At 54.4% G+C, this 22593-nt stretch carries 16 protein-coding genes; 10 read left to right on the forward strand and 6 right to left on the reverse strand.

Annotation, left to right across the window (positions count from 1 at the left end; all coding sequences use genetic code 11):
* Positions 1-410: 410 nt before the first annotated feature.
* The 3 genes from Enr10x_RS03475 to waaF all read left to right on the forward strand — a co-directional run bounded on the left by Enr10x_RS03475 (position 411) and on the right by waaF (position 4658).
* Positions 411-1799, forward strand: a complete 1389-nt coding sequence (locus Enr10x_RS03475) for an alkaline phosphatase family protein (protein WP_145448142.1) — start codon at positions 411-413, stop codon at positions 1797-1799.
* A gap of 253 nt (positions 1800-2052) precedes the next feature.
* Positions 2053-3597, forward strand: coding sequence for a PfkB family carbohydrate kinase (locus Enr10x_RS03480; protein ID WP_145104067.1), 1545 nt, complete (start codon positions 2053-2055; stop codon positions 3595-3597).
* Complete coding sequence (waaF, locus tag Enr10x_RS03485; protein WP_145448143.1) at positions 3594-4658, forward strand: lipopolysaccharide heptosyltransferase II; 1065 nt, start codon at positions 3594-3596, stop codon at positions 4656-4658. The genes Enr10x_RS03480 and waaF overlap by 4 nt, the downstream gene beginning before the upstream one ends.
* Positions 4659-4670: 12 nt before the next feature.
* Here the strand turns inward: waaF and Enr10x_RS03490 are convergent, their stop codons facing one another.
* Both Enr10x_RS03490 and Enr10x_RS03495 read right to left on the reverse strand, forming a co-directional pair.
* Positions 4671-5930 (reverse strand): glycosyltransferase family 87 protein, encoded by a 1260-nt coding sequence (locus Enr10x_RS03490; protein WP_145448144.1) that lies wholly within the window; start codon positions 5928-5930, stop codon positions 4671-4673.
* A gap of 114 nt (positions 5931-6044) precedes the next feature.
* Entirely contained in the window at positions 6045-6776 is a 732-nt protein-coding gene (locus Enr10x_RS03495; RefSeq protein WP_145448145.1) for a BUD32 family EKC/KEOPS complex subunit, read from the reverse strand.
* Positions 6777-6999: 223 nt separating this feature from the next.
* Here Enr10x_RS03495 and Enr10x_RS03500 point away from each other — a divergent pair, with 223 nt between their 5' ends.
* On the forward strand, positions 7000-7758 hold the full coding sequence (locus tag Enr10x_RS03500; RefSeq protein ID WP_145448146.1) for a glycosyltransferase family 2 protein: 759 nt from the start codon (positions 7000-7002) through the stop codon (positions 7756-7758).
* 6 nt (positions 7759-7764) lie between these two features.
* Positions 7765-8586, forward strand: a complete 822-nt coding sequence (locus tag Enr10x_RS03505; protein WP_145448147.1) for a glycosyltransferase family 2 protein — start codon at positions 7765-7767, stop codon at positions 8584-8586.
* 29 nt (positions 8587-8615) lie between these two features.
* Here the strand turns inward: Enr10x_RS03505 and Enr10x_RS03510 are convergent, their stop codons facing one another.
* Positions 8616-10409: an arylsulfatase gene (locus Enr10x_RS03510; protein ID WP_145448148.1), complete on the reverse strand. Its 1794-nt coding sequence runs from the start codon at positions 10407-10409 to the stop codon at positions 8616-8618.
* Positions 10410-10745: 336 nt separating this feature from the next.
* Here Enr10x_RS03510 and ychF point away from each other — a divergent pair, with 336 nt between their 5' ends.
* The 3 genes from ychF to hisB all read left to right on the forward strand — a co-directional run bounded on the left by ychF (position 10746) and on the right by hisB (position 13856).
* Positions 10746-11837 carry a redox-regulated ATPase YchF gene (gene ychF, locus Enr10x_RS03515; RefSeq protein WP_145448149.1) on the forward strand — a complete coding sequence of 364 codons (1092 nt, stop codon included), beginning with the start codon at positions 10746-10748 and terminating at the stop codon, positions 11835-11837.
* A gap of 175 nt (positions 11838-12012) precedes the next feature.
* Positions 12013-13074, forward strand: coding sequence for a histidinol-phosphate transaminase (hisC, locus tag Enr10x_RS03520; protein WP_145448150.1), 1062 nt, complete (start codon positions 12013-12015; stop codon positions 13072-13074).
* 194 nt (positions 13075-13268) lie between these two features.
* Positions 13269-13856, forward strand: a complete 588-nt coding sequence (gene hisB, locus Enr10x_RS03525; RefSeq protein ID WP_145104085.1) for an imidazoleglycerol-phosphate dehydratase HisB — start codon at positions 13269-13271, stop codon at positions 13854-13856.
* Positions 13857-14591: 735 nt separating this feature from the next.
* On the opposite strand, the gene Enr10x_RS03530 is transcribed toward hisB, so the two are convergent.
* From Enr10x_RS03530 to Enr10x_RS03540, 3 genes are all read right to left on the reverse strand, one after another.
* Positions 14592-15269 (reverse strand): hypothetical protein, encoded by a 678-nt coding sequence (locus Enr10x_RS03530; RefSeq protein ID WP_197997468.1) that lies wholly within the window; start codon positions 15267-15269, stop codon positions 14592-14594.
* Positions 15270-15442: 173 nt separating this feature from the next.
* Complete coding sequence (locus Enr10x_RS03535; RefSeq protein WP_145448151.1) at positions 15443-16786, reverse strand: DUF1552 domain-containing protein; 1344 nt, start codon at positions 16784-16786, stop codon at positions 15443-15445.
* Positions 16783-19164, reverse strand: coding sequence for a DUF1592 domain-containing protein (locus tag Enr10x_RS03540; protein WP_145448152.1), 2382 nt, complete (start codon positions 19162-19164; stop codon positions 16783-16785). The genes Enr10x_RS03535 and Enr10x_RS03540 overlap by 4 nt, the downstream gene beginning before the upstream one ends.
* Positions 19165-19459: 295 nt before the next feature.
* On the opposite strand from Enr10x_RS03540, the gene Enr10x_RS03545 reads away from it, so the two are divergent.
* Together Enr10x_RS03545 and Enr10x_RS03550 are read left to right on the forward strand one after the other, a co-directional pair.
* Positions 19460-20974, forward strand: coding sequence for a tripartite tricarboxylate transporter substrate-binding protein (locus Enr10x_RS03545; RefSeq protein ID WP_145104091.1), 1515 nt, complete (start codon positions 19460-19462; stop codon positions 20972-20974).
* Positions 20975-21031: 57 nt separating this feature from the next.
* Positions 21032-22573, forward strand: coding sequence for a tripartite tricarboxylate transporter permease (locus Enr10x_RS03550; protein WP_145448153.1), 1542 nt, complete (start codon positions 21032-21034; stop codon positions 22571-22573).
* Positions 22574-22593: the final 20 nt, after the last annotated feature.

A 22593-nucleotide genomic window follows, 5' to 3' on the forward strand; every position in this document is an offset into this window, starting at 1 on the left:
CAATATAAATCTACTCAGTTAAACACGTATCTCGGCAAAAACCGTTATTCCGCCTTGTGTGGTTTTGGAAACATGCTCGTTCCAGATCCAGAAGGCCGATATTGTTTAAGTTCTTATTTAGTAAATGGATACAGTATTCAAAGGGGTTACTGTTACCCGCTCTTCTATTCTGAAATCTGGGGCAGTGTAAATTTAAACACTGATTTCATTAAGATTAATTATTCAGAACCTCAGCAACGGGAGGGACGTTCCCGGTTTCAGAATCTAACTGTCTATTCCAATTATTCTGGTACAAAATCTCTCGATTTGGTGAAGTCGAGGCAGCTTTCAATCTCGAGTTCAATGAACTATGCTGAGCCTGAAAGTAGTAAGTTAAACAGGTTTAAGGCTTTCTGTAGACTGTCTGATCAATGCGAAAACCACTGGTCGTTCTGAATATCGTCGGGTTGACCCATGAAATGCTGGGGGAACGTACGCCCAACTTGTCCCGCCTGTCTGAACAGGGGTTCTCCAGGCCGATGGGGACGGTTCTACCTGCAGTCACCTGCTCAGCTCAGTCAACACTGCTGACCGGACTCATGCCCCGCGATCATGGCATCGTGGCGAACGGCTGGTACTTTCGGGATCTGGCAGAAGTCATGTTCTGGAAGCAGTCGAATAAGCTTGTTCAGGGGGAACGCATCTATGAAGCAGCCCGGCTGAGAGATCCCAACTACACCACAGCGAAAATGTTCTGGTGGTACAACATGTATGCGCCGGTGGAGTGGTCGGTGACTCCCCGTCCCAGCTATCCCGCTGATGGCAGAAAAGTCTTTGATTCCTACAGTCAGCCCGCCTCGCTCAAAGATGAACTGCAGTCGGACCTGGGAGTCTTTCCCCTGTTACGATTCTGGGGACCGGGCGCTGACATCTCCAGTTCCCGCTGGATAGTCGATGCTTCCATCAAAGTCTTCAAAGAGAAAAAACCGGACCTTAACCTGGTTTATCTGCCTCACCTGGATTACAACCTGCAGAGACTGGGAACTTCAGGCCCGGCCATAGATCAGGATATCCGGGATATCGACCACGAAGCAGGTCGCATGATTGATGTGGCTCAGAATGCAGGGGCGGAGGTCGTCGTTGTTTCCGAGTATGCAATTACTGACGTTTCTCAGCCCGTGCACATCAACCGCATCTTGCGTGAGCATGGCTGGTTGCAGGTCAGGCAGGAAGCCCTGGGTTGGGAAACCATGGACTGTGGTGCTTCACCTGCCTTTGCCGTCGCCGATCATCAGCTGGCCCACGTTTACGTGCAAAAATCGGAGGATGTAGCTCAGGTCAGAGCCCTGCTGGAAAAAGTCGACGGCATCGACATGATCCTCGACCGGGATCAACAGGTCGAGTTTGGCATTGATCATGAACGTTCGGGAGAACTGGTCGTTGTGGCGGCTCCCGGCAGCTGGTTTACCTATTACTTCTGGCTGGACGATCGGCTGGCACCCGATTATGCACGGACCGTCGATATCCATCGCAAGCCGGGCTACGATCCGGTCGAACTCTTCATCGATCCGGAAATCAAATTTCCGAAACTGCGACTGGCCCACCGCCTGGCGAAAAAAATGCTGGGCTTCCGCTACTATATGGACCTGACCAGTCTGGATGCGACCCTGGTCAAAGGGAGCCACGGTCGCTTGCCAACACCAGGCCAGGAAGCCGCAGAGGCACCCGTCTTTATCAGCTCCTCGAAAGCGATCGAGCAGGATGAAATCCCCATGTCCGCGGTCAAAGAACTCCTGCTCAAGCTGCAGTTTGGCGAATAACAGGCCACGGCGGCGCTGTCATACTAGCGCCATTCCGCTCAGGAATAGGCCGAGTGCAACGAGCAGGAAACTGATCGTGTTGCTTTCATGCAGGTAACCGCTAAAACTTTGCATCCAGATTAACAGCGTTCCCCAGGTTAACAAAAAAGGCATTGACTCAAACCAGCGTTCTGATGATGATTCCGCGGCTGAAGTTCTCTTCAGATCATGTTGACTGAACTGGATTTATCACTTCGTCTGAAACGCGCGATCAATGTCTTATCATTTAATCAATACCATTCAAAAATTAGGTCATCCCAAAATCCTGGTACTGGGGGATCTGATTCTGGATCGCTATACCTGGGGAGATGCCGAACGCATCAGTCAGGAAGCACCGGTGATCCTTTTGCGGGAAGATACTCAGGAAGTCCGCCTGGGCGGTGCTGCCAATGTTGCCAACATGCTCATCGGACTGGAAGCCGAAGTGACGATGGCCGGCGTGACCGGAACGGATCTCGACGGTGTCGTCGTCAGAGAAGCACTGGAGAAGCGCGGCGTCGACTGTTCTGCGATCATTGCTGATCAGAGTCGGCCGACCACAGTCAAGCAGCGTTTTATCGGTCGGGCGCAACAACGACATCCGCATCAGATTCTCCGCGTCGATCGCGAAGTGAAAACGCCGCTCGACGAATCTGCAACGGAGCAGCTGCTCAACGTCATTCTGCCTTTGATCCCACAGCAGCAGGCGATTCTGGTCAGCGATTATGCCAAAGGGGTCTGCACTCCGGAAATCCTTGCTTGTGTGATCCAGGCAGCTCGTGAAGCGAATGTGCCTGTCATCGCTGATCCCTGTCCGGGCCGTGATTATCAGATTTATTCCGGGGCCACTGCAATTACCCCCAATCGTCTGGAGACCTCAAAAGCGGTCGAATTTGAAATCGAAAACGAAACCGATGCGTTCCGGGCCGGAAAGCTGCTGTGCGAGCAGCTCGATCTGGACTTTGTGTTTGTCACACTCGACAGTGACGGCATCGCATTGACGCAGGCCGATGGCACCACGGAACTGCTCCCGACCCGCAAACGGGAAGTCTATGACATTACCGGGGCAGGCGATATGGTACTGGCGACGATTGGTGTCGGCAGTGCAGCCGGGATTCCTCCTGCGGACCTGGCGCGTCTGGCGAATGTGGCAGGCGGCCTGGAAGTCGAACAGATTGGCGTGGTCACCATCAGCCGCGAAGAGATGCTGGCAGACCTGTTGATGGGAGCCCGCTCGACGAGTGAAAAAGTGCTGTCACTGGAAGAGCTCAAGCGACATGTGACAGCGCGGCAGAAACTGGGACAGAAGGTCGTTCTGACCAACGGCTGTTTCGATGTGATGCATGTCGGACATGTTTCCTATCTGGAGCAGGCCTCAGCGGAAGGAGACTGCCTGGTCGTGGCACTCAACAGTGATGAGAGTGTGCGTTCCCTGAACAAGGCACCGGATCGTCCCATCTTCGGGCAGGAACATCGTGCTCTCATGCTGGCGGCTCTAGAGGGGATCGACTATGTGGTTGTCTTTGATGAATCGACACCCTGCGAAGTCATTCAGGAATTGAAACCGGATCTGCTCGTCAAAGGCGGTACCTACTCCAAAGAAGAAATCGTCGGCTGGGAACTGGTTGAAGCCTACGGCGGAGAAGTCAAAGCGCTGGGGGTTACCCCCGGCATCTCCACGACGCAGATCCTGGGCATCATCCGCGGTGAAGCCTCCAGCCAGCCTGATATCCTGCCCCTTAATCAACCTATTGAGCCTCCGAAACGAAAAGCCGGATGAAAATTGCAGTCTTTCTACCCAACTGGATCGGGGATGCCGTTATGGCAACACCCGCCTTGCGGGCCTTGCGTGATGAGTTCAGCAACGCGGAAATCACAGCGATCCAGAAGCCCTATGTCGCTGAAGTTCTGAACGGCCTGGATCTGGTGGATCATTCGCTGGATTGGGTGAGTGAAAAAAGCCTGAAAACACAACTCCAGTTTCTCCGCCAGCTGAGACAGGAACGCTTCGATCTCGCGGTGCTGTTTCCTAATTCCTTCCGCAGTGCCTGTCTCTCGTTTCTGGCGGGAATTCCCAGACGCGTGGGTATTCAGCGAGATGGCCGGGGCTGGCTGTTGACCGATGTGCTGTCTGCGAAGGATCGGTCGACACCGTATCCCGCCATGGATGAATATCTGCGGATTGTCGCACACCTGATCGGCGAAGAATCGTCTGATCTACAGGCCAACTCGGGACTGTCCCGTAAAATGGAGCTGGCAGTCACAGAGGCAGATCGACAGCGCTGGGAGTCCTTCTGGAACAAGCAGTCTGCGGAGTTCAAACGTCATCCGCTGATCTGTCTGAATCCGGGGGGCGCCTTTGGAGCAGCGAAACACTGGCCGGTCGCCCATTTCGCAGAACTGGCCCAGCGACTGGCCGGGGAATTGCAGAAATCGGTGCTTGTGGTCTGTGGACCGGCTGAAAAAGAAGAAGCGATCCAGATTGTCGAACAGGCAAATCATCCCCTGGTCACCTCACTGGCCGATGAACCTTTGCATTTAGGACTGACCAAGGCCGCCATTCAACAGGCGGAGCTGCTGGTGACAACCGATTCCGGGCCGCGGCACTTCGCGGCTCCCTTTGATGTCCCCGTAGTCACTCTGTTCGGTCCCACGCACATCATGTGGAGCGAAACCTTTTACGACCGGGGGCAACATCTGCAGCTGGCGATGGACTGCGGTCCCTGTCAGCAGCGGGTCTGTCCGCTGGGGCATCACCGCTGTATGAAAGATTTATCTGCAGCTCGGGTCTTTGATGCGGTGGTCTCACTCCTGGGACAGCAGCAGTCAAAGGTCGCTTAGCAGAAGTTCGTATCAGGCAGCCAGGGATGCGTTCTGAGCAGGTTGCCCGTCGACGTCCTCAGACTGGCTGATCCGGTTCTCGCGGGCACGACTTTCGAAATACGCCACCTGCCAGGCGATCAACGGGAGTAGGCCCAGCGGTAAAATCGCGGGAGACCAGGCAGCGATCGGCAGCAGGAGCCGTTCTACAGCGCCCATTCCCAGCGGAACGAGCAACAGCCACGCCGTCAGAGCCAGACCGCGGTAGCAGCGTTCCCGAATACTGACCAGCAGTGCCCAACTGGCAACCGGAGTGGCCAGCAGGAACGTCAGACGCTCCGTACCCGGTCCCACCAGTAACTGCCAGCAGACCCAGGTGACCAGCACGCCGGTAAAGTAAGCCTCTTTCGAGGTGGTGATTTTAGCCAGACGCAGGCACCAGAGCAGCGCCAGGCCCGCCATACCCAGCTGCAGGAGCGTGTAGACGCGGTCGTCGATGTAGGTGCCAAAGTGCTCTGCAATCGTGTAAGCATCCCGCAGCCCCGCCTGTCGGAGTGTGCGATAGGGGCCGGTGAGCAGCTCGTACCAGTTCTGGTACTGCTGAACGACGACCGGCAGGGGACGCGTCAAAAAGGGAGGCAGCACCAGCAACGCACAGGCTGTCGCGAATCGCGGTCCCAGCTGAAACGGAAAACGTGCCATGAGCAGCAACGCCAAAGCAGCCGGCCAGAGCTTGATATGCACGGCAGCTGCCAGGATAAATGCGGCCCCCCACCAGCGTTCTTTTTTCAGGCAAACGATTGCCAGAGCCGCTAAGGCGAAGATCAAGGCATTACTCTGGGCAGACCAGATCGCGCGCGTACAGCCTGTCAGACAGAGAATCAGGAAGGTCGCCTCCTGAAGCTGAGACCACTCGCCAGGGAAAATCTCTTTCACGAGTAAACGGAGCGCAACGACCAGCAACCCAATATTCAGTGCCGACCAGAGAATTCCGCCGACAGAGGGGGGGAAGACTGCGAAAATAGAGAACGCTACCGCAAAAGTGGGACTATATCGAAAGCCTGTATGATAGGCTTCGTTGTCGTACAGATTCCGGTCGGCCCACCAGTTGATCGATGAATCAGCGAAGCAGGGATAAACCGATTTTCGCTCCGGTTGAACAATAAATTTCACACTGACTACGACCCAGAGGACGGCCCATAAGATCAGCGCCCGTTTCAACCAGAGGGCTCCCAAGGAAGCTTCTACCTGGGGAGATTTAAAGAACAGTGGATTGTCAGCGGATTGATTCATGTCAGACCTGAGGGATCGGTGTCTTACATGCTAAGACGAGGGGAGTTTCTGCAGGATGTACAACGTCACGGCTTGTATTGTTTTTCGCCGATCGGGGCAAGATCAATCGGCGTTTCAGGCCTGTTTTACTGAGCGTTTCAACTGATTTCTCAGTCTTTGAAAGAACTGCCTGCGGTGCTGTCGGCTCAGATTGCCGATAGCGGAGCGTATACAAATGATTTGCAGCGAGAGTGGCAGGGGAATCCCTTCATTGAGGGGTTGAATCGCCAGACGGTCCAGCATGCAGATCAGAGACGTTTCGAGCGAATTACAGAGTCGGATACCGACCGGATCAATCAGCCAGAGCGAGGGAGGCCCCTGGTTTGACTGGGGCGGCTTGAGGATGACATTTTCCAGTTTCAGGTCCCGGTGTCGCAGCCGGGCTTCCGCCAGTCGACGGACGATCTCTCCCAGTTCTCTGGCAATGCGGGCCAGCTCGGAATGCGCAGCAGGGGAAGCGTTTTTTAACACTTCATCCACGGTCGTGCCCTCGATAAAGGGCATTTCCAGCTGATAAAACTGACCGGCACGGTAAACGGGTGTCGCCGGCTGAGGGGTATTCACGCCCGCCTCTAACAACCGCCAGGCGCCTGTGACCTGTCGTTGCGGCTGGGACTGTCCGAACAGGGATTTCCAGCGGAGTTTCCAGTTGACAGGCCAGCGTTTGAGTGTTGTCAGCCCGCGTCCTGAGATATCCAGCAGCCAGACGGAACGTAACTGTTCTTCTTTGAGACAGCGAATTGTCGTATAAGGGACACTGTCATCAAACAGCTGGAAACCGGGTGTTGCGGGAGGGGATTCAGACAATTTTACCCTGGGATCTCATGATTTTGATGATTACCCTTTTCGGGATCACAGATTCCTGCCAAACTCATGGCAAGCTTTCGGGAAAGGGCGAAATAGATCATAATACTCATATCAATCAGGATTCTCCTTTTAACAGGATCGCGCACAGTTGACAATCTCGAAGTTTGTTCGACCTTCCTGTGAAACATAGACCATTCGTACTGAAGTTTTTAAAGCCAGCTTTATGTCGTTATCGATTATCGTCATTGTCAAAAATGAAGAGCCCATGATTCGCGAGTGTCTGGCTTCCGTTGCCTGGGCAGATGAGATCATTGTTCTGGATTCAGGCAGTACCGATCAGACCGTCGCCATCTGCAAAGAATATACGGACCATGTCTACGAAACGGACTGGCCCGGTTTTGGCCCCCAGAAAAACCGCGCACTGGATTACGCGACCAAAGACTGGGTCCTCTCGATCGATGCCGATGAACGCATCTCTTACGATCTGCAGACAGAAATCAAACGCATCATCCAGATGCCGAAACGGCATGATGCCTACTCCATGCCCCGCAGGTCGAATTACTGTGGACGCTATATGAAGCACAGTGGCTGGTGGCCGGATCGAGTGGTGCGTCTGTTCCGCAGGGGCAAAGCACACTTCAGCGACGATCTGGTACACGAACGGCTCATCACGCATGGCAAAGTCGGCAAACTGAAAGAACCCATCATTCACGAATCTCTGCTGACCCTGGAGCAGATTCTGAACACGATGAATTCCTATTCCACCGCAGGCGCGAAAATGATGTCGGAAGAGAATCAGCAGGCGGGCCTCTGCAAGGCCATCGGCCATGGACTGTGGATGTTTATTCGCACTTATTTTCTGCGTGCTGGTTTTCTGGATGGGAAAGAAGGCTTCATGCTGGCGATCTCCAATGCGGAAGGGACCTATTATCGGTACCTGAAGCTGATGGTTCTGAACCGGGAAAAACAGGAAGAGCTCTGAAACTCCATGGCTGGACTTGCTGTCGTTATCACCACATACAACTGGCCCACGGCACTGGAGGCCGTGCTGGCGGGATATCTGAGCCAGCAGCGTCCCCCCGATGAGCTGATTGTCGCCGACGATGGTTCGCGGGAAGAAACGCGGACCGTCATCGAGGCCTTCCAGGAAGCTGCCCCGTTCAAGGTCAAACATGTCTGGCACCCCGATCAGGGCTTCCGGGCCGGAGCGATTCGCAATCGGGCGATTCAGTCTGCCGAGTCGGACTACATCGTCTTTACAGACGGTGACTGCATCCCGGCTCCCTGGTTCCTGGCGCAGCACGAACGCCTGGCGGAAACGGGCTGGTTCCTGTCCGGAAACCGCGTGCTGCTCTCTGAGTCCTTCTCACAACAGGTTCTGGAAGAGAAACTGCCTGTCGAAGTCTGGACCTGGGGGCAATGGCTCGCCGCCCGCCGCGACAAAAGTATCAACCGCCTGTTGCCTTTGTGTCGCCTGCCTCTGGGACGCCACTATCGACACCGCATCGCCCGTCAGTGGGAAGGGGCCAAGACCTGTAACCTCTCCGCCTGGAAAACGGACCTGCTTGCCGTCAACGGATTTGACGAAGACTACACCGGCTGGGGGATGGAAGATTCGGATCTCGTGTTACGCCTGATCCGTAACGGCGTCTATCACAAGGATGCCCGCTTTGCCGCCTCCGTGTTCCATCTCTGGCATCAGGAGAATCCTCGGGACCAGTTGGAAGAGAATCAGCGACGTTTGAAGCAGCTGATCGAGACCGATCGGATTCAGGCCCGGGTGGGAATCGCCCAGGCCAGCTCTGCCTGAACGATGATGTGCGCCGGCTTGAATTAAGATTATTCTTTGCGGAAAATCTCGACGAAAAACGCACCGCGCGAGACGCCGTTCCCTTCATCCAGCCAGGTCTGCAGCTTCTTCTGGCCTTTGGTCAGCTCCAGGGTGAAGGTGGTAGAAAGATCGCCTTCATCCACGTCCTGTTTCAGTTTCTGATCTCCAATCTGAATCCGGGCGACGCCTTTTTTCAGTGGATGATGTGCCGATTCCGGACGGCACCGCAGCGTGATTTCATACGTTCCCGGTTCCAGTACATTCACAATCCAGAAGCCGTTCGCAATCGGGTTTTTGGCGATCAGTTGATGGTTCCAGGGAACCTGCTGAATCGGAGCATGCCAGTCGTGACAGGTCAAATGCGCGGGATTCTCAAACCGGGAACCAATGCCGATCGGCACGTATTCACTGAAGCGGGGCTTCAGGCTTTCCCACCATTTTTCATACTCTGCCGACAGGTATTTCACCACGCCCGGAAATTCAGCGGCGATGTTTTTCGTCTGACCCGGATCATGCTGGATATCATACAGTTCGCTCTGGTTCACCAGCCGCCAGCGTTCGGTCATGACTGACGATTTGCGCCATTTTTCCGGAATTTCAATCCGCTGTGAATGAACGATCAAAGTCCGATTCCGCAAAGCATCCTTCTTTCCTTTCAGAATCGGCACGAGGCTGGTCCCGTCCAGCTTGAGCTCGCTGGAGATCGTCAGGTCACAGAGCTCTGCCAGCGTGGGAAGAAGATCGATATGGGCCGACAGCTGGTTAATATCCTTCCCGCCGGTCAGCTTGCCTGCAGGCCAGTGAATGTAGCAGGGAACCCGATGTCCGCCTTCGTATTCAGAACCTTTCGTGCCCCGCATCCCCGCGTTAAAGCCGGGCCAGGTTTCCAGCACAATCGGTTTGCCCTTGGAGAGACGCCGCTGCTGTTTTTTGGATAGGTTGCCTGGTTTGGGACGTTTGAAACCGGCGGCGGTGCCGTTGTCGGTCATGAAAATCAGGATCGTGTTTTCGTCCAGCCCCCATTCCTTGAGGCGGCGTTCCAGCAGCCCCATGTTCTCATCAATGTTGGTGATCATACCGTAAAAGGCAGCCATCTGTGCCGGCACCCCTTTGGCAGCGTAGGGATCACTGTATTTGGGATCGACCAGGTAGGGACTGTGGGGAGCATTAGTGGCGATGTAAGCAAAGAACGGCTCTGATTTATTTGTTTCGATGAACTTCAGTGCTTCATCAAACCAGATGTCCGTGCAGTAGCCTTTGAACTTTTCCGGCTTGCCGTTACGCAGGTAGGTGTCATCGAAATAGTCGTTCTGCCAGTAATCCGGGGTCTGGGTGACTCCACCGCCGCCATGCTGGACGACGGTTTCAAAGCCCTGGTCCTGTGGACGCATCGGGTAGTTGTCCCCCAGGTGCCATTTCCCGAACATGCCGGTTTTGTAACCGTTGCTCTTACAGACTTCGGCCAGGGTGACTTCGTTCGTGTCCATCAGCGAACGCCCCATGATCGTATGCCACACACCAGTCCGGGTAGAATAATGACCCGTCATCAGGGCAGAACGGGTAGGCGCACACGTTGGATCCACATGAAAGTTGGTCAGACGCAGACTCTTGCGGTACAGCTCATCCATGTTGGGGGTTTTGATCATCTTGTTGCCGTGCGCGGCAATATCCCCATAGCCCTGATCATCTGTGACGATCAGAACAATGTTTGGCTTCGTGGTGTCTGTACTGCCGGCGGGACAGTGAGTGAAGGTGACCAATAGAATCAGGGTGCAGGTCACAAGGTGTATAATGGGTCGCATAGCCTACTCATTGTGGTGTCGAAATCCGGGAGGTCATTCAGATATGAATCGATTTTTCGAGAATATCCACCTTCCAGTTTAACTATCCGTATCAGGGAAAGGTAGCAATAATTTAACATGTCTTAGATTTCTACTCCGCCTGCAGCGTTTGTGTTGGTTGTCCGACGAAGATTCCCGGAATTAAGGGGAAAAAGGACCTCTGGCGATCATTTCCTTTTGAATCCCCAGTTCGCTATGATGGGCCGGAATTAGATAACAGAACCTGTGTGGTGTACGGCCGGTAGTGTCAGCCGGGTCAGGTTGATCTCAAATATTCTCTGATGACTGAAAAGAGCTATGGAAGCTGGTATTGTTGGCCTGCCGAATGTGGGTAAATCGACGTTATTTAACGCCTTAACCGCGGCGGGGATCGCGAGTGAAAATTATCCCTTCTGTACGATTGAACCCAATGTGGGCATCGTCAACGTGCCCGATCCGCGGCTGAAAATCATTCACAAATACATTACCACCGATAAAGTCATCCCCGCGATTTTAAGGCTCGTCGACATCGCCGGGATCGTGCGGGGGGCTTCGGAAGGGGAAGGGTTGGGAAATAAGTTCCTCTCCCACATCCGTAATGTCGACGCCATCCTGCACGTGGTCCGCTGTTTTGAAAACAGCGACGTGATCCACGTCGAAGGCAAAGTCGACCCGATCAGCGACATCGAAACCATCGACATGGAACTGATGCTGGCGGACATGCAGACGGTCGATTCGGCCAAAGACAAGGCCGCCAAGACCGCCCGCTCCGGCAACGCGGAAGCCAAAATGCGGCTGGCCGTCCTGGAAACCTGTGCTGCCTGGCTGGCGGAAGAAAAGCCACTCCGCGGGCTGACCTTTGATGATCCGGAAAAACGGAAAATCTTCAAAGGCTATCAGTTCCTCACTGCCAAGCCAGTCCTCTATCTGGCGAATGTCGATGAAGATGATATTCTCGGCGAAGGAGAACTGGTACAACGGGTACGGGCACGGGCCACCGAGGAGGGGGGCGAAGTCGTCGTCGTCTGTGGACGCCTCGAGGCAGAAATTGCAGAACTCGACGAAGCAGATCGCCATGAGATGCTGGAGAGCGTCGGCCTGGAAGAACCCGCGCTCGCCGCAGTCGCCCGGGCGGCTTACCACACACTGGGACTGCAGAGTTATTTCACAGCCGGTAAAATCGAGATCCGTGCCTGGACGGTTCCCATCGGTGCTACCGCGCCGCAGGCGGCCGGCGTGATCCATTCCGACTTTGAACGGGGATTCATTCGCGCCGAAATCTTTTCGGTTGCGGACCTGGAACAGTACCAGTCGGAGAAAGCCATTCGGGAAGCGGGTAAGCTCCGCGTGGAAGGCAAAGAGTATATCATGCAGGATGGCGATATCTGTCACTTCCTGTTTAACGTCTGACATCAGGGTGTTCGCGTCGCTGTCTCAGAAGAATCTCTGAGGCAGGACACAGAAATGCTGTGAATTGTGAGAACTCACATGGGGCGCGGCTTGTCCTGTTATAGGTTTCGCTCAGGAGATTCCAGGGTAATGACAGGGACGGGCAACTTTTAAGGTTTACATTGAGAAGAAGAATATGAGTCTGTTTCGACCACTGGTTCAGCAGATGGCAGGCTACACTCCCGGGGAGCAGCCTCAGGAGTCTGGCTGGGTCAAACTGAATACCAACGAAAATGCCTACCCCCCGTCCCCCCGCGTGCTCGAAGCGGTCCAGCAGACCCTGGAAGGACGGCTGAATATCTATCCCGATCCGCTGGCAACCGAGTTCCGGAAAGTTGCCGCAGAACTGTTCCAGGTCGATCCCGACTGGATCCTGCCCGGTAACGGCAGTGATGAAGTTCTGACAATCCTGATGCGGACCTTCGTCGATCAGGGGCAACTGGTCTCGGCACCCTATCCGAGTTACACGCTGTATGAAACGCTGGCAGAGATCCAGGGAGCTCGCTTTCAGAAGATTCAGCTCAACCCGGACTGGAGCTGGCCCGCTTCCGCACAACAACTGGCAGCAGACAGTAAAATTCTCTTCGTTCCCAATCCCAATGCCCCCTCGGGCAACCGCTGGTCCGACGCAGACCTGCTTTCGCTGATCCCCTCGCAGGGCGTGCTTGTCCTCGACGAAGCCTACGGCGATTTCTGTGACCAGCCGCACCAGGGGGAACTGCTCAAAACAGACCGCGGCAACCAACTGGTCGTGACCCGCACCTTGAGTAAGTCATACAGCCTGGCCGGCATCCGGTTCGGCTTCGCGGTCGCGCATCCCGATCTGATCAGCGGTATGCGGAAAGTCAAAGACAGCTATAACTGCAACACCCTCTCCCTGGCTGCAGCGACCGCAGCACTCAAAGATCAGGACTGGATGCAGGAGAACACTGCGAAGATTCGCGCGACCCGCAGCTACCTGATCGAGCAGCTGCGCCACCTCGGTTTCGAAGCGGTCGACAGTCAGACCAACTTTGTCTGGTGCACCCACTCCGACAGAGAACATGAGCGGCGATACCAGGAACTCAAACGCAGGAAAATCCTGGTGCGTTACATGCAGTTCTCCCTGGAAGAGGGAACGCTCGACGGTTTGCGAATCACGGTTGGTACCGATGCCGAGATTCAACACGTACTGGATGCCCTCCAAGAGATCGGCTGAGCGACTGTTAGAACAGTCACAGTTTTACTTTCAGCCGGGTGCGATTGGAACGGTTATACAATTCACACCGCGCGTGTCTCCTCGAATTGAGACGAAGCAGGCCGGCTGTGGTGATGCATTTTGGTGATTCGATCGCTGCACGGTAAACTTTGATAATTGACCCACTTACTCCCTTTAGACATGAACTGCCCGAGATGAGCCGTAAAGCATCAATCAAACGTGATACCGCTGAAACCCAGATTGAATTGACCCTGGAACTGGATGGCACAGGTCAGTCCGATATCCAGACCGGCGTCGGCTTCTTTGACCACATGCTGACCCTGCTGGCCCGGCACGCGCTGTTCGATTTGACCATCAAAGCCAACGGCGACCTGGAAGTCGACTATCATCACACGGTCGAAGATGTGGGCATCTGCCTGGGGAAAGCACTCTGCCAGGCACTCGGAGATAAGCAAGGGATCACGCGCTATGGCTCTCTGACCATTCCCATGGAAGAGACGCTCGTTACCGCGGCACTTGACTTGAGTGGACGTCCCTGGTTTGTCTTTCAGGTCGAGTTCCCAACCGAAAAAATTGGCCAGTTCGATACCGAACTCGTGCGGGAATTCTGGCAGGCCTTTTCTTCCAATGGTCTGCTCAACCTGCATCACGTATTGCATCATGGTGCGAACAGTCACCATATTTCGGAAGGGATTTTTAAAGGCACCGCGCGGGCGCTGCGTCAGGCTGTGGCCATTGATCCCCGGCAGCAGGGAGTCCCTTCATCCAAAGGTGTGCTCTGAAAAACACGACCCATTTCTGAACGAGACAGATAAAAAACGGGGACGATCATTCGGTCGTTCCCGTTTTGTTTTACATGTAGAATGTCAATCTTCGGTAAGTTGTCACTGAAGAAAAAAGCGAATTTTTTTTTCACATGGTTTTTCTTCGCATCTTTGTTGACTCTCTGTGAAGAAAAGTTAATCTGAGAATTAGCTTTCAACTGTCACACTGATTCGTTTCAGTTTTCAAAGAAATCAGAACGAATTGGCGAGCTGAGGAAGCAGAAGATTTTTAAAATTAAGCCATTCCGATTGAGACTGTCTTCAGTCAAAACCTTTACAGATACACGGGCCAGGTTAAGGTTGTTCTTTCTGAGAATCACTCTGACTCAAGCCTGAGTATTATCTCACTCATCGTATTTTGATTCGCTTTCGTGTGTGTTGTTGATCCTGAGATCATAATAACAGCGCTGGTGGTCTATCTACATCCGGGTGTTTCTGTAGCAGGGACAAGACACAACTCGCTTCGGTCTGGTAACTGTTTTCAACAGGGAAACTCCCGAAAAAGAGACCGCTTGTGCCAATACGGATGGCAACTTGGGTTATTTTGACTGCCGAGAAATTATGGCCATATGTGTCAGCGGCAGCCTAGGACTTAATGGCTCTGTACGGATTTTGAGTAAGTTGGTTGGTAGTCAAATCTATTGTGATTGAAGCTCACAATTTTTCATTTCGGGAGTTTCCTTTTTTTCATGCTCAGGCAGCAGCCTGATCTCCCGTCGCCACTTCGTACAGCAGTGCGTTCTTCTCTTTGCCCACCAGGTTAATGGCACCCGTGTTCCGCAGGCAGTACGCCATCTTCTGCGCCAGCCAGCGCTGGATGCCTGCTGCTTTCGCCAGATCCTTGGTATGAAAGGGGCTCGGCAGTTTACCGGGAATCAGTTTCAACAGATCGTCAGCGGTATTCAATTCGATCTGTTCCTCAACAGAACGCAATACCCGATCTTCCACCCGATAGTCTTTCCCGCGGAAGCGACGTGGCTTTTTAGCGATGCGATGCTCTTCCTGAATTGTGAGCGCGACTTCCAGCGTCAGGCGGGGATGCGGGAACACATTCGTGAAATGCACCAGGTCTTCAAACAGGTCAAATACCGAACCGCGCCGGGGGCTGAATCGTGACGAAATGGTTTCGCCATTCTTCTTCTTCCGTTTGATCAGGTACTTCCGAACGGCGATCGGTTTGACTACGTGCACATCGTAATCTTCCAGCAGACAACGCACCTTGTCCCGGATCGCGCCCAGAGAACCATGCTGAATTTCAATCAGTCGATCACCGTCGATCGCGTCGATACGATAGGCGCCCAGCGTGACTTCCTCGCACTCCGCATTGGGAGCATAGTAGGATTTCAATTGACGATGCAGGGAGGTTTCCATACCAGTGCATGTTCTGGGGGATGGGGGTGACTGTACAGGATGTGCGTTCGGGGGCGTAATGTTAAGGCAGATAGGAAACTGTGTCTATAGGAATCGCATCCAGCAAAAAAGGCTGCTGATCGGCTATGATCAGCAGCCTTTACGTGCATCATTAAATTGGAAGCGAACGAAAATCAGGAGTCGATAATGCTCAGACGCCCGGTGCTGTCGCCGAACGAAGTCACGTCCGTTCCCATCCGGTCCAGCATCGACAGGTACAGGTTCGCCAGCGGCGTTTCTGTTTTGACCTGGTGATGATAACCGGTCTTGATCGTGCCACCTGCTTTACCAGCCAGGATGATCGGCAGATCGTGGTGCGTGTGTCGGTTCCCGTCGCCGATGGCACTGCCGTAGCAGATCATCGAGTTGTCCAGCAGGTTGCTGTTCCCCTCGGGTGTCGCTTTCAGCCGTTTGAGGAAGTAACCAAACTGCGAGGTCAGATATTCATCGATTTTCTGCAGGTCGGCAATTTTCTTTTCATCATTCCGATGGTGCGACAGTGCGTGGTGACCAGCATTGACACCCACCATCGGATACGTCCGGTTGCTGCCGGCATTGCCCACCATGAAGGTGGCGATTCGAGTGGAATCAGTCTGGAAAGCCAGCAGGAGGATGTCGTACATCAAACGGACGTGTTCCTGCAGATCGCTGGGGATTCCGTCCGGCAGCCGCATTTCCGGTGGCTTGATCTTTTCGTGGTGCGTGCTGCGTTCAATCCGCTGTTCGATCTCACGCACACTGGTGAAGTATTCGTCAATCTTTCGCTGGTCGCTTTTTCCCAGCTGCTTTTTCAACTGGTCTGCATCGTGTTTGACCAGATCCAGAATACTCTGGCGGTCTTTCAGATGACGGGCACGCTCTTTCTCCCGCTCGGCACCACCGCCGAACAAACGCTCGAACGCCAGCTTGGGGACGATTTCTTTCGAAGTCGGCGTGGAAGGTGAACGCCAGGAAACGTTCGATGAGTAAGCACAGCTATAGCCGGAATCGCACTGGCCGGCGTTGCGACCGCGCGTCAGCCCCAGTTCCAGTGAAGGCAGGCGGGTCTGATGTCCTACCTGCTGCGCGGCGATCTGATCGACCGAGATACCGGCTTTGATGTCGGCACCACTGGTCTTGGTCGGGTGTACGCTGGTCAGATAGACCGAGGCACAACGGGCATGGTCACCCGGACCATCACCCAGAGCCCGGGCATTGATCTGGGCCAGTCCCGAAATCACATTGATATCCGATTTCAGATCTGACAGCGGTTTTAACGATTTCGGCATTTCATAATTCGCACCGGCTGAGGTGGGAAACCAGGACGGACCGATGACTCCGTTCGGGAAAAAGATGAACGCGGTTCTCACTGGTGGTTTTCCCGCAGCGGTCGCGGCTGACACAATGCCGGGCTGAGGCTGCATGATATCCAGCAGCGGCAGCGACAGTGTCGTTCCGATCCCTTTCAGGAATGTACGGCGTTTCAGAAGATTAGTCATTTTCGAGAACCTTTCTGACGTTTCAGGAAGGGATCGCTGAGAACAATTTCGGTGACGAGCTCCGAGAAGCGATACCCTTTGGCGGTAAAATTCGCAGTGATTTCGTCTATCGCGCATTTGTCGTAATATTCAGTCCCACGACCGATGGCGTATGTCAGCATCTTCTCTGTTAAAGATCGGCAGAAACCGTCTTTCTGCTGTTCCAGAATCCCGATTAATTGTACGGGACTCTCAAATGTCCGGCCATCGGGTAATTTACCCGATGCATCAATTTTATGTTTCCCCTCTTTCGTACGCCAGCGGCCGATGGCATCGAAGTTTTCAAAACCCAGCCCCAGGGGATCCATCTGATCGTGGCAGGCCGCACAGCCCGGCATCTTGCGGTGCAGAGCCAGCTGTTCACGCAGGGTCATGTTCTGCTTGCCCTCTGCAGACTCTTCCAGTTCCGGGACATTCGGCGGCGGTGTCGGTGGGGGAGTTCCCAGAATATTTTCCATAATCCATTTACCCCGTTTAACCGGAGAGGTTCGCTCCGGGTTCGAGGTCAGCGTCAGAATGCTGGCCTGGGTAATCAGGCCGGCCCGCCGGGATTTGTCCAGGTTGACCTTCTGGAACTTTTCCCCTTTGACTTTATCATTGCCATAGAATTTCGCCAGGTTTTCATTCATGAAGGTGTAGTCGGCGTTGATGAAGTCCACCACGCTGCGGTCTTCCCGCATGATGTAGGCGAAGAACTCTTCGGTCTCGCGACGCATGTCTGCTTTGAGTTGAGTATTGAAGACGCGGAACTTGCGTGGGTCGGGAGAAAGATCCTCCAGGTTTCGCAGGTTCAACCACTGACCGGCAAAGTTTTTCACGAAGGCTTCCGATTTGGGGTCGGCCAGCATCCGCTTGACTTCCATCCGCAGTGTGCGCGGATCGTCGAGGCGTCCCTGGCCAGCCAGGCTGAACAGTCTTTCGTCCGGCATGCTGCTCCACAGGAAGTAGGAGAGCCGCGAAGCCAGTTCGTATTGTGCTACATTTTGAATCTTGTTCGATTCGTCTTCACTGTCCTGCAGGCCTTCGATCCGGAACAGGAAGTGAGGGGAAACCAGCACCGCCTGCATGCCTACCTGGACTCCCTGCTCAAACGTCCGCCCCGATTCCACCGTCGCGGTGACCAGATCCACAATCGGTTTCATTTCGTTACGAGACACTGGGCGGCGGAAAGCCTGCTCCATGAATGGTTTGAAAATCCGCTCGGCACAATAACGCTCCGAACGACCCTTCTCCGGCGTGCAGGTGATCAGCTTATGGTGGGAAGCAGGGACGTCATCGGGCAGCTTGCCCTTCGGTCCCCGGACAGCGACTTCATTCACATACAGGTTCCGGTCCCGTTTCTTGGGCGGTCCCTTGGGATCGTAAAAGTCATTCAGGAAGGAGATCTCCAGATCATGCTTCCCTTTGGGCAGTTTGATTGCTTTGGGAAGTGTGTACTTTTCGGGAGAATTCCGATCCGCTTTCACTTCAAAAGTTTTCAGCGGCTTGCCATCCAGTTTGACTTCCATCTTCGCTGCTTCATCTCCGGCAGGCGTCTGACCAGCAATGATGCGGATTTCGTATTCGCCATCCTGCTTCAGGTTCACCGTTCCTTTCAGCGTGCCGCGGGAGTGGAAGCCGGCTCCGCTGCGGCGGATGGTGACGGCTCCCTCTTTCTTCAATTGTTTATCAGAGATCTTTTTCCAGGGGTAACTCTCTGGCGTGTTGGCAAAGATTGCTTTCTCAGAGATCTGCTCAGCCGCATCGAGATATTTTTCCATCAACAGGGGGGGCAGTGAGAGCACATCGCCAATATTATCAAAGCCATACCCCACGTCGTCCGAAGGGAAGTTCTCGGCTGGGGAAAAATCCACGCCGATCAGGTCGCGGATTGTGTTGTTGTATTCGTTACGATTCAGACGACGGATGGTCACGCGACCGGGGTTCACGTCTCCCGAACAGTCAACGCCATACAGCGCGTCGTCGAACCAGGCCAGCACATCTTCACGCTCTTGATCGGAGGGCAGCTCACCCGCGTCTTTGGGAGGCATGGATTGAATCTGAATCCGCTTGACAATCTTTTCCCACTCTTCACGCTGTTCCAGAATACTGGTCCGGGTTGTGAACTTTTCCAGTGCCAGACCGGCCTCTGCATCTTTGCCTGTGTGGCAGTCCAGGCAGAATTTGCTGATGAACTGTTTCACTTGGGAGTTAAACAGTTTTTCTGACTTTTCAACACTCGACACTTCGGCTTTGACTGAATTCGCCGAGAGAACGCACAGCAGACCACAGGCAGCAAAGCAGGTTGCTCGCAGAGGGGCGCGGAGGGGAGTTCGAGATAACGTTCGAAACAATCGCATTCAAATTAAACCTTAAGGCGGGAAAACTCAGTGTATGATCTCTATTTAGATCGCTCCAGATCGAAGGCTCGGAGCGCTGTGTCAGCACACGATCAGACTGAGGGAGGATACATATTGGCAGGAATCTATATCTATAGCGTAACCTTTACAGAGACCGTTTTGCAAGATCAGTCATCGCCTGATCTCCTGTAAACAGGCGATTTTATAGCTCAGAAACCTTCTCTTATATATTGTACTCAGCGGCACCTGGTTTCGTTTCAATATTTTTGGTTCTTAAGTTATTCATGGGAACTTAATGAAACCACTGTTCATGGTCCCGCTGGTCGTTGACAGCTGGTACCTTCCCCTGCATTCTAAAGATTCTAATTCACTGCACTGGCAGTCCTGTTTCCTGAAATATAGCCTGAGAAAGCCTTCTGGTACTGAACTGATGAATCAGCGCGCGATCATTGAAGTAAGTGTCCGGTACAAATCGATTCTGCTCAGCCTGCTCCTGTTGCTCAGCGGGTGTGCTGCGGAATCGGTCGATGATTATCCGGATCGGCCCATCACCGTCATCTGTCCCTGGTCCGTCGGCGGAGCCACCGACCGCACTTCGCGGCAACTGGCGGTCTTCCTCGAACAGGAACTCAAAGTTCCCGTCAATGTCATCAATGCCACCGGCGGGCGCGGTGTCACAGGACACAGTCGCGGCTTGAATGCCCGTCCGGACGGTTACACGCTGGCCATCATCACCGGCGAACTCAACATGCTCCACTGGCAGGATCTGACCTCTCTCACCTGGCACGACTCGGAACCCATCATCTCGCTTGTCGACGGAGCGGGGGCCGTGTTCGTGAAAAAAGATTCCCCCTTCCAGAACGCCCAGGAACTCCGCGACTACGTGAAACAGAATCCCGGCAAGCTGACCGCCACCGGTACCGCCGCCGGAGGGATCTGGCACCTGGCACTGGCCGGCTGGCTCGATTTCTGCGGACTGAACGCCGACGACATTAAATGGATTCCCATGAACGGCGCCGGTCCCTCCCTGCAGGAACTGGCCAGCGGCGGCGTCGATCTGGTCTGCTGCAGTCTGCCTGAAGCGAAAACGCTGTATGAATCCGGACAGGTCCGCTGCCTGGGCGTCATGGCCGACGAACCGCTGGCAGAATTCCCGAATGTCCCCACGTTCGCCTCGCAGGGAATGAACTGGAGCATCTCCGGCTGGAATGGCCTGGCGGTTCCGAAAGGAACTCCCGCACCGATCGTCAACAAAATCTCCACCGCCGTCAAAAAAATCATCGACGGCGAAATCACCGTGCAGGGCAAAACCTTTCCCGAAACCATGCGGGACGCCGGCTTGAGCACTCGCTACCGGGCCAACGATGAGTTCGCGGTCTTCCTGGAATCCAACGACGAAACGCTCGGAAAGCTTCTCACCAGCGATGCTTTTAGACAGATGTCCTCGAAGGGAACCGGTCCTCTGGTCTTTCCCGGCCTGCTGGCGGTTGCCATGTGTGTCATCCTCGGCTGTCTTGCCGTGCAAAAGAAAGTCCACGCACTGGCCCCCGATGTGACGAAAGACACGGTCACCTCACAAGGTGTTGTAAACACGGTGCTGGTTCTGCTGGGGATTGTCGCCTATCAGCTGTTCGCCGAAAGATTGGGCTTTGTGCTGACTGCCGGTGCGATCCTGTTCCTGTTGCTCTGGAAACTGGGGACCCGCTGGTGGATCAGTGCCCTGATTACATTGTTCCTGATTCCCGGGATTTATTCCCTGTTTGCCCAGCTGCTTCGCGTCCCACTCCCCCGGGGCATTTTCGGCTGGTAATTCTCTCGTACCTCTTTTTGAATCCTGTATCCTCCTCTGGCGCTCTGAAGAAACATCATGGAATCGACATTCATTACCGCGATACAGAACATAGCAACTCCTGAAGTCCTGCTGGTGATCTTCCTCTCGGCCGTCTATGGACTGTTTGTCGGTTCCATCCCCGGGCTGACCGCCACCATGGCCGTCGCGCTGCTGATCCCGTTGACCTTCTATCTGGATAACCTCTCTGCCATCGCCGCGATTGTGACTCTGGAAGCCTGCAGCATCTTTGCCGGCGACATCCCGACCACGCTGGTACGGATACCGGGGACCCCCTCGTCGGCCGCCTATACCGACGACGCTTATGCGCTCACCCGCCGCGGCCTGCATGAAACATCGCTCGGCGTGTCACTGGTCTTCAGTGTGTTCGGCGGACTGTTTGGCGCTTTGATATTAATCGTGGCGGCTCCGCAACTGGCGAAAATCGCCTTTCAATTTACCACCTACGAATACTTCTGGCTCTACGTGCTCGGCTTGAGCTGTGCTGCCATCGTCTCGACTGGCTCCCGACTCAAAGGAGCCCTGGCCCTGATGATCGGCCTGATGTTCTCCACCGTCGGTTTGAGCGAAGTCCACAGTGTGCCCCGCTTCACCTTCGGCTTCGACGAACTGTTTACCGGCATCAATTTCATTCCCGCGATGATTGGTCTGTTCGGTCTGTCTGAAGTCTTCCGGAATACACTGACCTCCAAGACCGACGAAGCCGCCGAAAAGCTGGAGTCAGCCACGAAAGAGGAAGACGATCATTCACTGTTCCGACATTTAAAGCCCGTCTTCGGGGGCGTGCTGCCCCATTTCTGGAAACGCAAATTCAGCTGGCTCCGTTCCAGCTGCATCGGCTCGACCATCGGCATGATTCCCGGCGCCGGTGCCGATATCGCAGCCTGGATTTCGTACGCAGTCTCCAAAAAGTTCTCCAAAACACCCGAAGAGTACGGTAAAGGTTCCCTCGATGCCGTTGGCGATGCGACCAGTGCCAACAACTCCGCACTCGCCGGGGCTTGGATCCCCGCCCTTGTACTGGGTATTCCCGGCGACTCGGTCACTGCGATCGTGATCGGCGTGCTGCTGATGAAGAACATCACCCCCGGGCCGGAGATCTTTCAGAACACCGAACAGCTGGTGCTCGTACACGGCATTTACCTCACCTTTATCGTCGCGAACCTGCTCTTATTTCCGCTCGGTTTTCTGGCGATTCGCAGTGGCTCGCAACTGGTGCGCATCCCCCGCCGGATTCTGATGCCGATGATACTGATGTTTTGTGTCGTCGGAGCTTACTCGATCAACGGCAGTTATTTCGATGTCTGGGTCATGCTGGGGATGGGGATGCTCGGTTTTGTCCTGGAAGTGTTTGACATTCCGCTCGGCCCGGTCGTGCTGGGCATCATCTTGGGCGGTCAGCTGGAACAGTCATTTATCCAGAACCTGACCAAGGACGACAGTCTGCTCTCCTTCTTCAATCGACCGATCTCAGCAGGACTCGGACTGTTCTGCATCGCCCTCTGGCTCGTGCCGGTCATCATGCCCCTGCTACGGAAAAAATGGTCAAGCCCCGCCTGATCCATTCGATTGATCATACA

The sequence above is a fragment of the Gimesia panareensis genome (genome assembly GCF_007748155.1).
GTDB classification, from domain to species: Bacteria; Planctomycetota; Planctomycetia; order Planctomycetales; family Planctomycetaceae; genus Gimesia; species Gimesia panareensis.

What these genes read in the sequence shown, in the direction of transcription:
- Enr10x_RS03475 (WP_145448142.1), top strand. Translation starts at nt 411, where the DNA reads ATGCGAAAACCACTGGTCGTTCTGAATATCGTCGGGTTGACCCATGAA.
- Enr10x_RS03480 (WP_145104067.1), top strand. Translation starts at nt 2,053, where the DNA reads ATGTCTTATCATTTAATCAATACCATTCAAAAATTAGGTCATCCCAAA.
- waaF (WP_145448143.1), top strand. Translation starts at nt 3,594, where the DNA reads ATGAAAATTGCAGTCTTTCTACCCAACTGGATCGGGGATGCCGTTATG.
- Enr10x_RS03490 (WP_145448144.1), bottom strand. Translation starts at nt 5,930, where the DNA reads ATGAATCAATCCGCTGACAATCCACTGTTCTTTAAATCTCCCCAGGTA.
- Enr10x_RS03500 (WP_145448146.1), top strand. Translation starts at nt 7,000, where the DNA reads ATGTCGTTATCGATTATCGTCATTGTCAAAAATGAAGAGCCCATGATT.
- Enr10x_RS03505 (WP_145448147.1), top strand. Translation starts at nt 7,765, where the DNA reads ATGGCTGGACTTGCTGTCGTTATCACCACATACAACTGGCCCACGGCA.
- Enr10x_RS03510 (WP_145448148.1), bottom strand. Translation starts at nt 10,409, where the DNA reads ATGCGACCCATTATACACCTTGTGACCTGCACCCTGATTCTATTGGTC.
- ychF (WP_145448149.1), top strand. Translation starts at nt 10,746, where the DNA reads ATGGAAGCTGGTATTGTTGGCCTGCCGAATGTGGGTAAATCGACGTTA.
- hisC (WP_145448150.1), top strand. Translation starts at nt 12,013, where the DNA reads ATGAGTCTGTTTCGACCACTGGTTCAGCAGATGGCAGGCTACACTCCC.
- hisB (WP_145104085.1), top strand. Translation starts at nt 13,269, where the DNA reads ATGAGCCGTAAAGCATCAATCAAACGTGATACCGCTGAAACCCAGATT.
- Enr10x_RS03530 (WP_197997468.1), bottom strand. Translation starts at nt 15,269, where the DNA reads ATGGAAACCTCCCTGCATCGTCAATTGAAATCCTACTATGCTCCCAAT.
- Enr10x_RS03535 (WP_145448151.1), bottom strand. Translation starts at nt 16,786, where the DNA reads ATGACTAATCTTCTGAAACGCCGTACATTCCTGAAAGGGATCGGAACG.
- Enr10x_RS03540 (WP_145448152.1), bottom strand. Translation starts at nt 19,164, where the DNA reads ATGCGATTGTTTCGAACGTTATCTCGAACTCCCCTCCGCGCCCCTCTG.
- Enr10x_RS03545 (WP_145104091.1), top strand. Translation starts at nt 19,460, where the DNA reads ATGAAACCACTGTTCATGGTCCCGCTGGTCGTTGACAGCTGGTACCTT.
- Enr10x_RS03550 (WP_145448153.1), top strand. Translation starts at nt 21,032, where the DNA reads ATGGAATCGACATTCATTACCGCGATACAGAACATAGCAACTCCTGAA.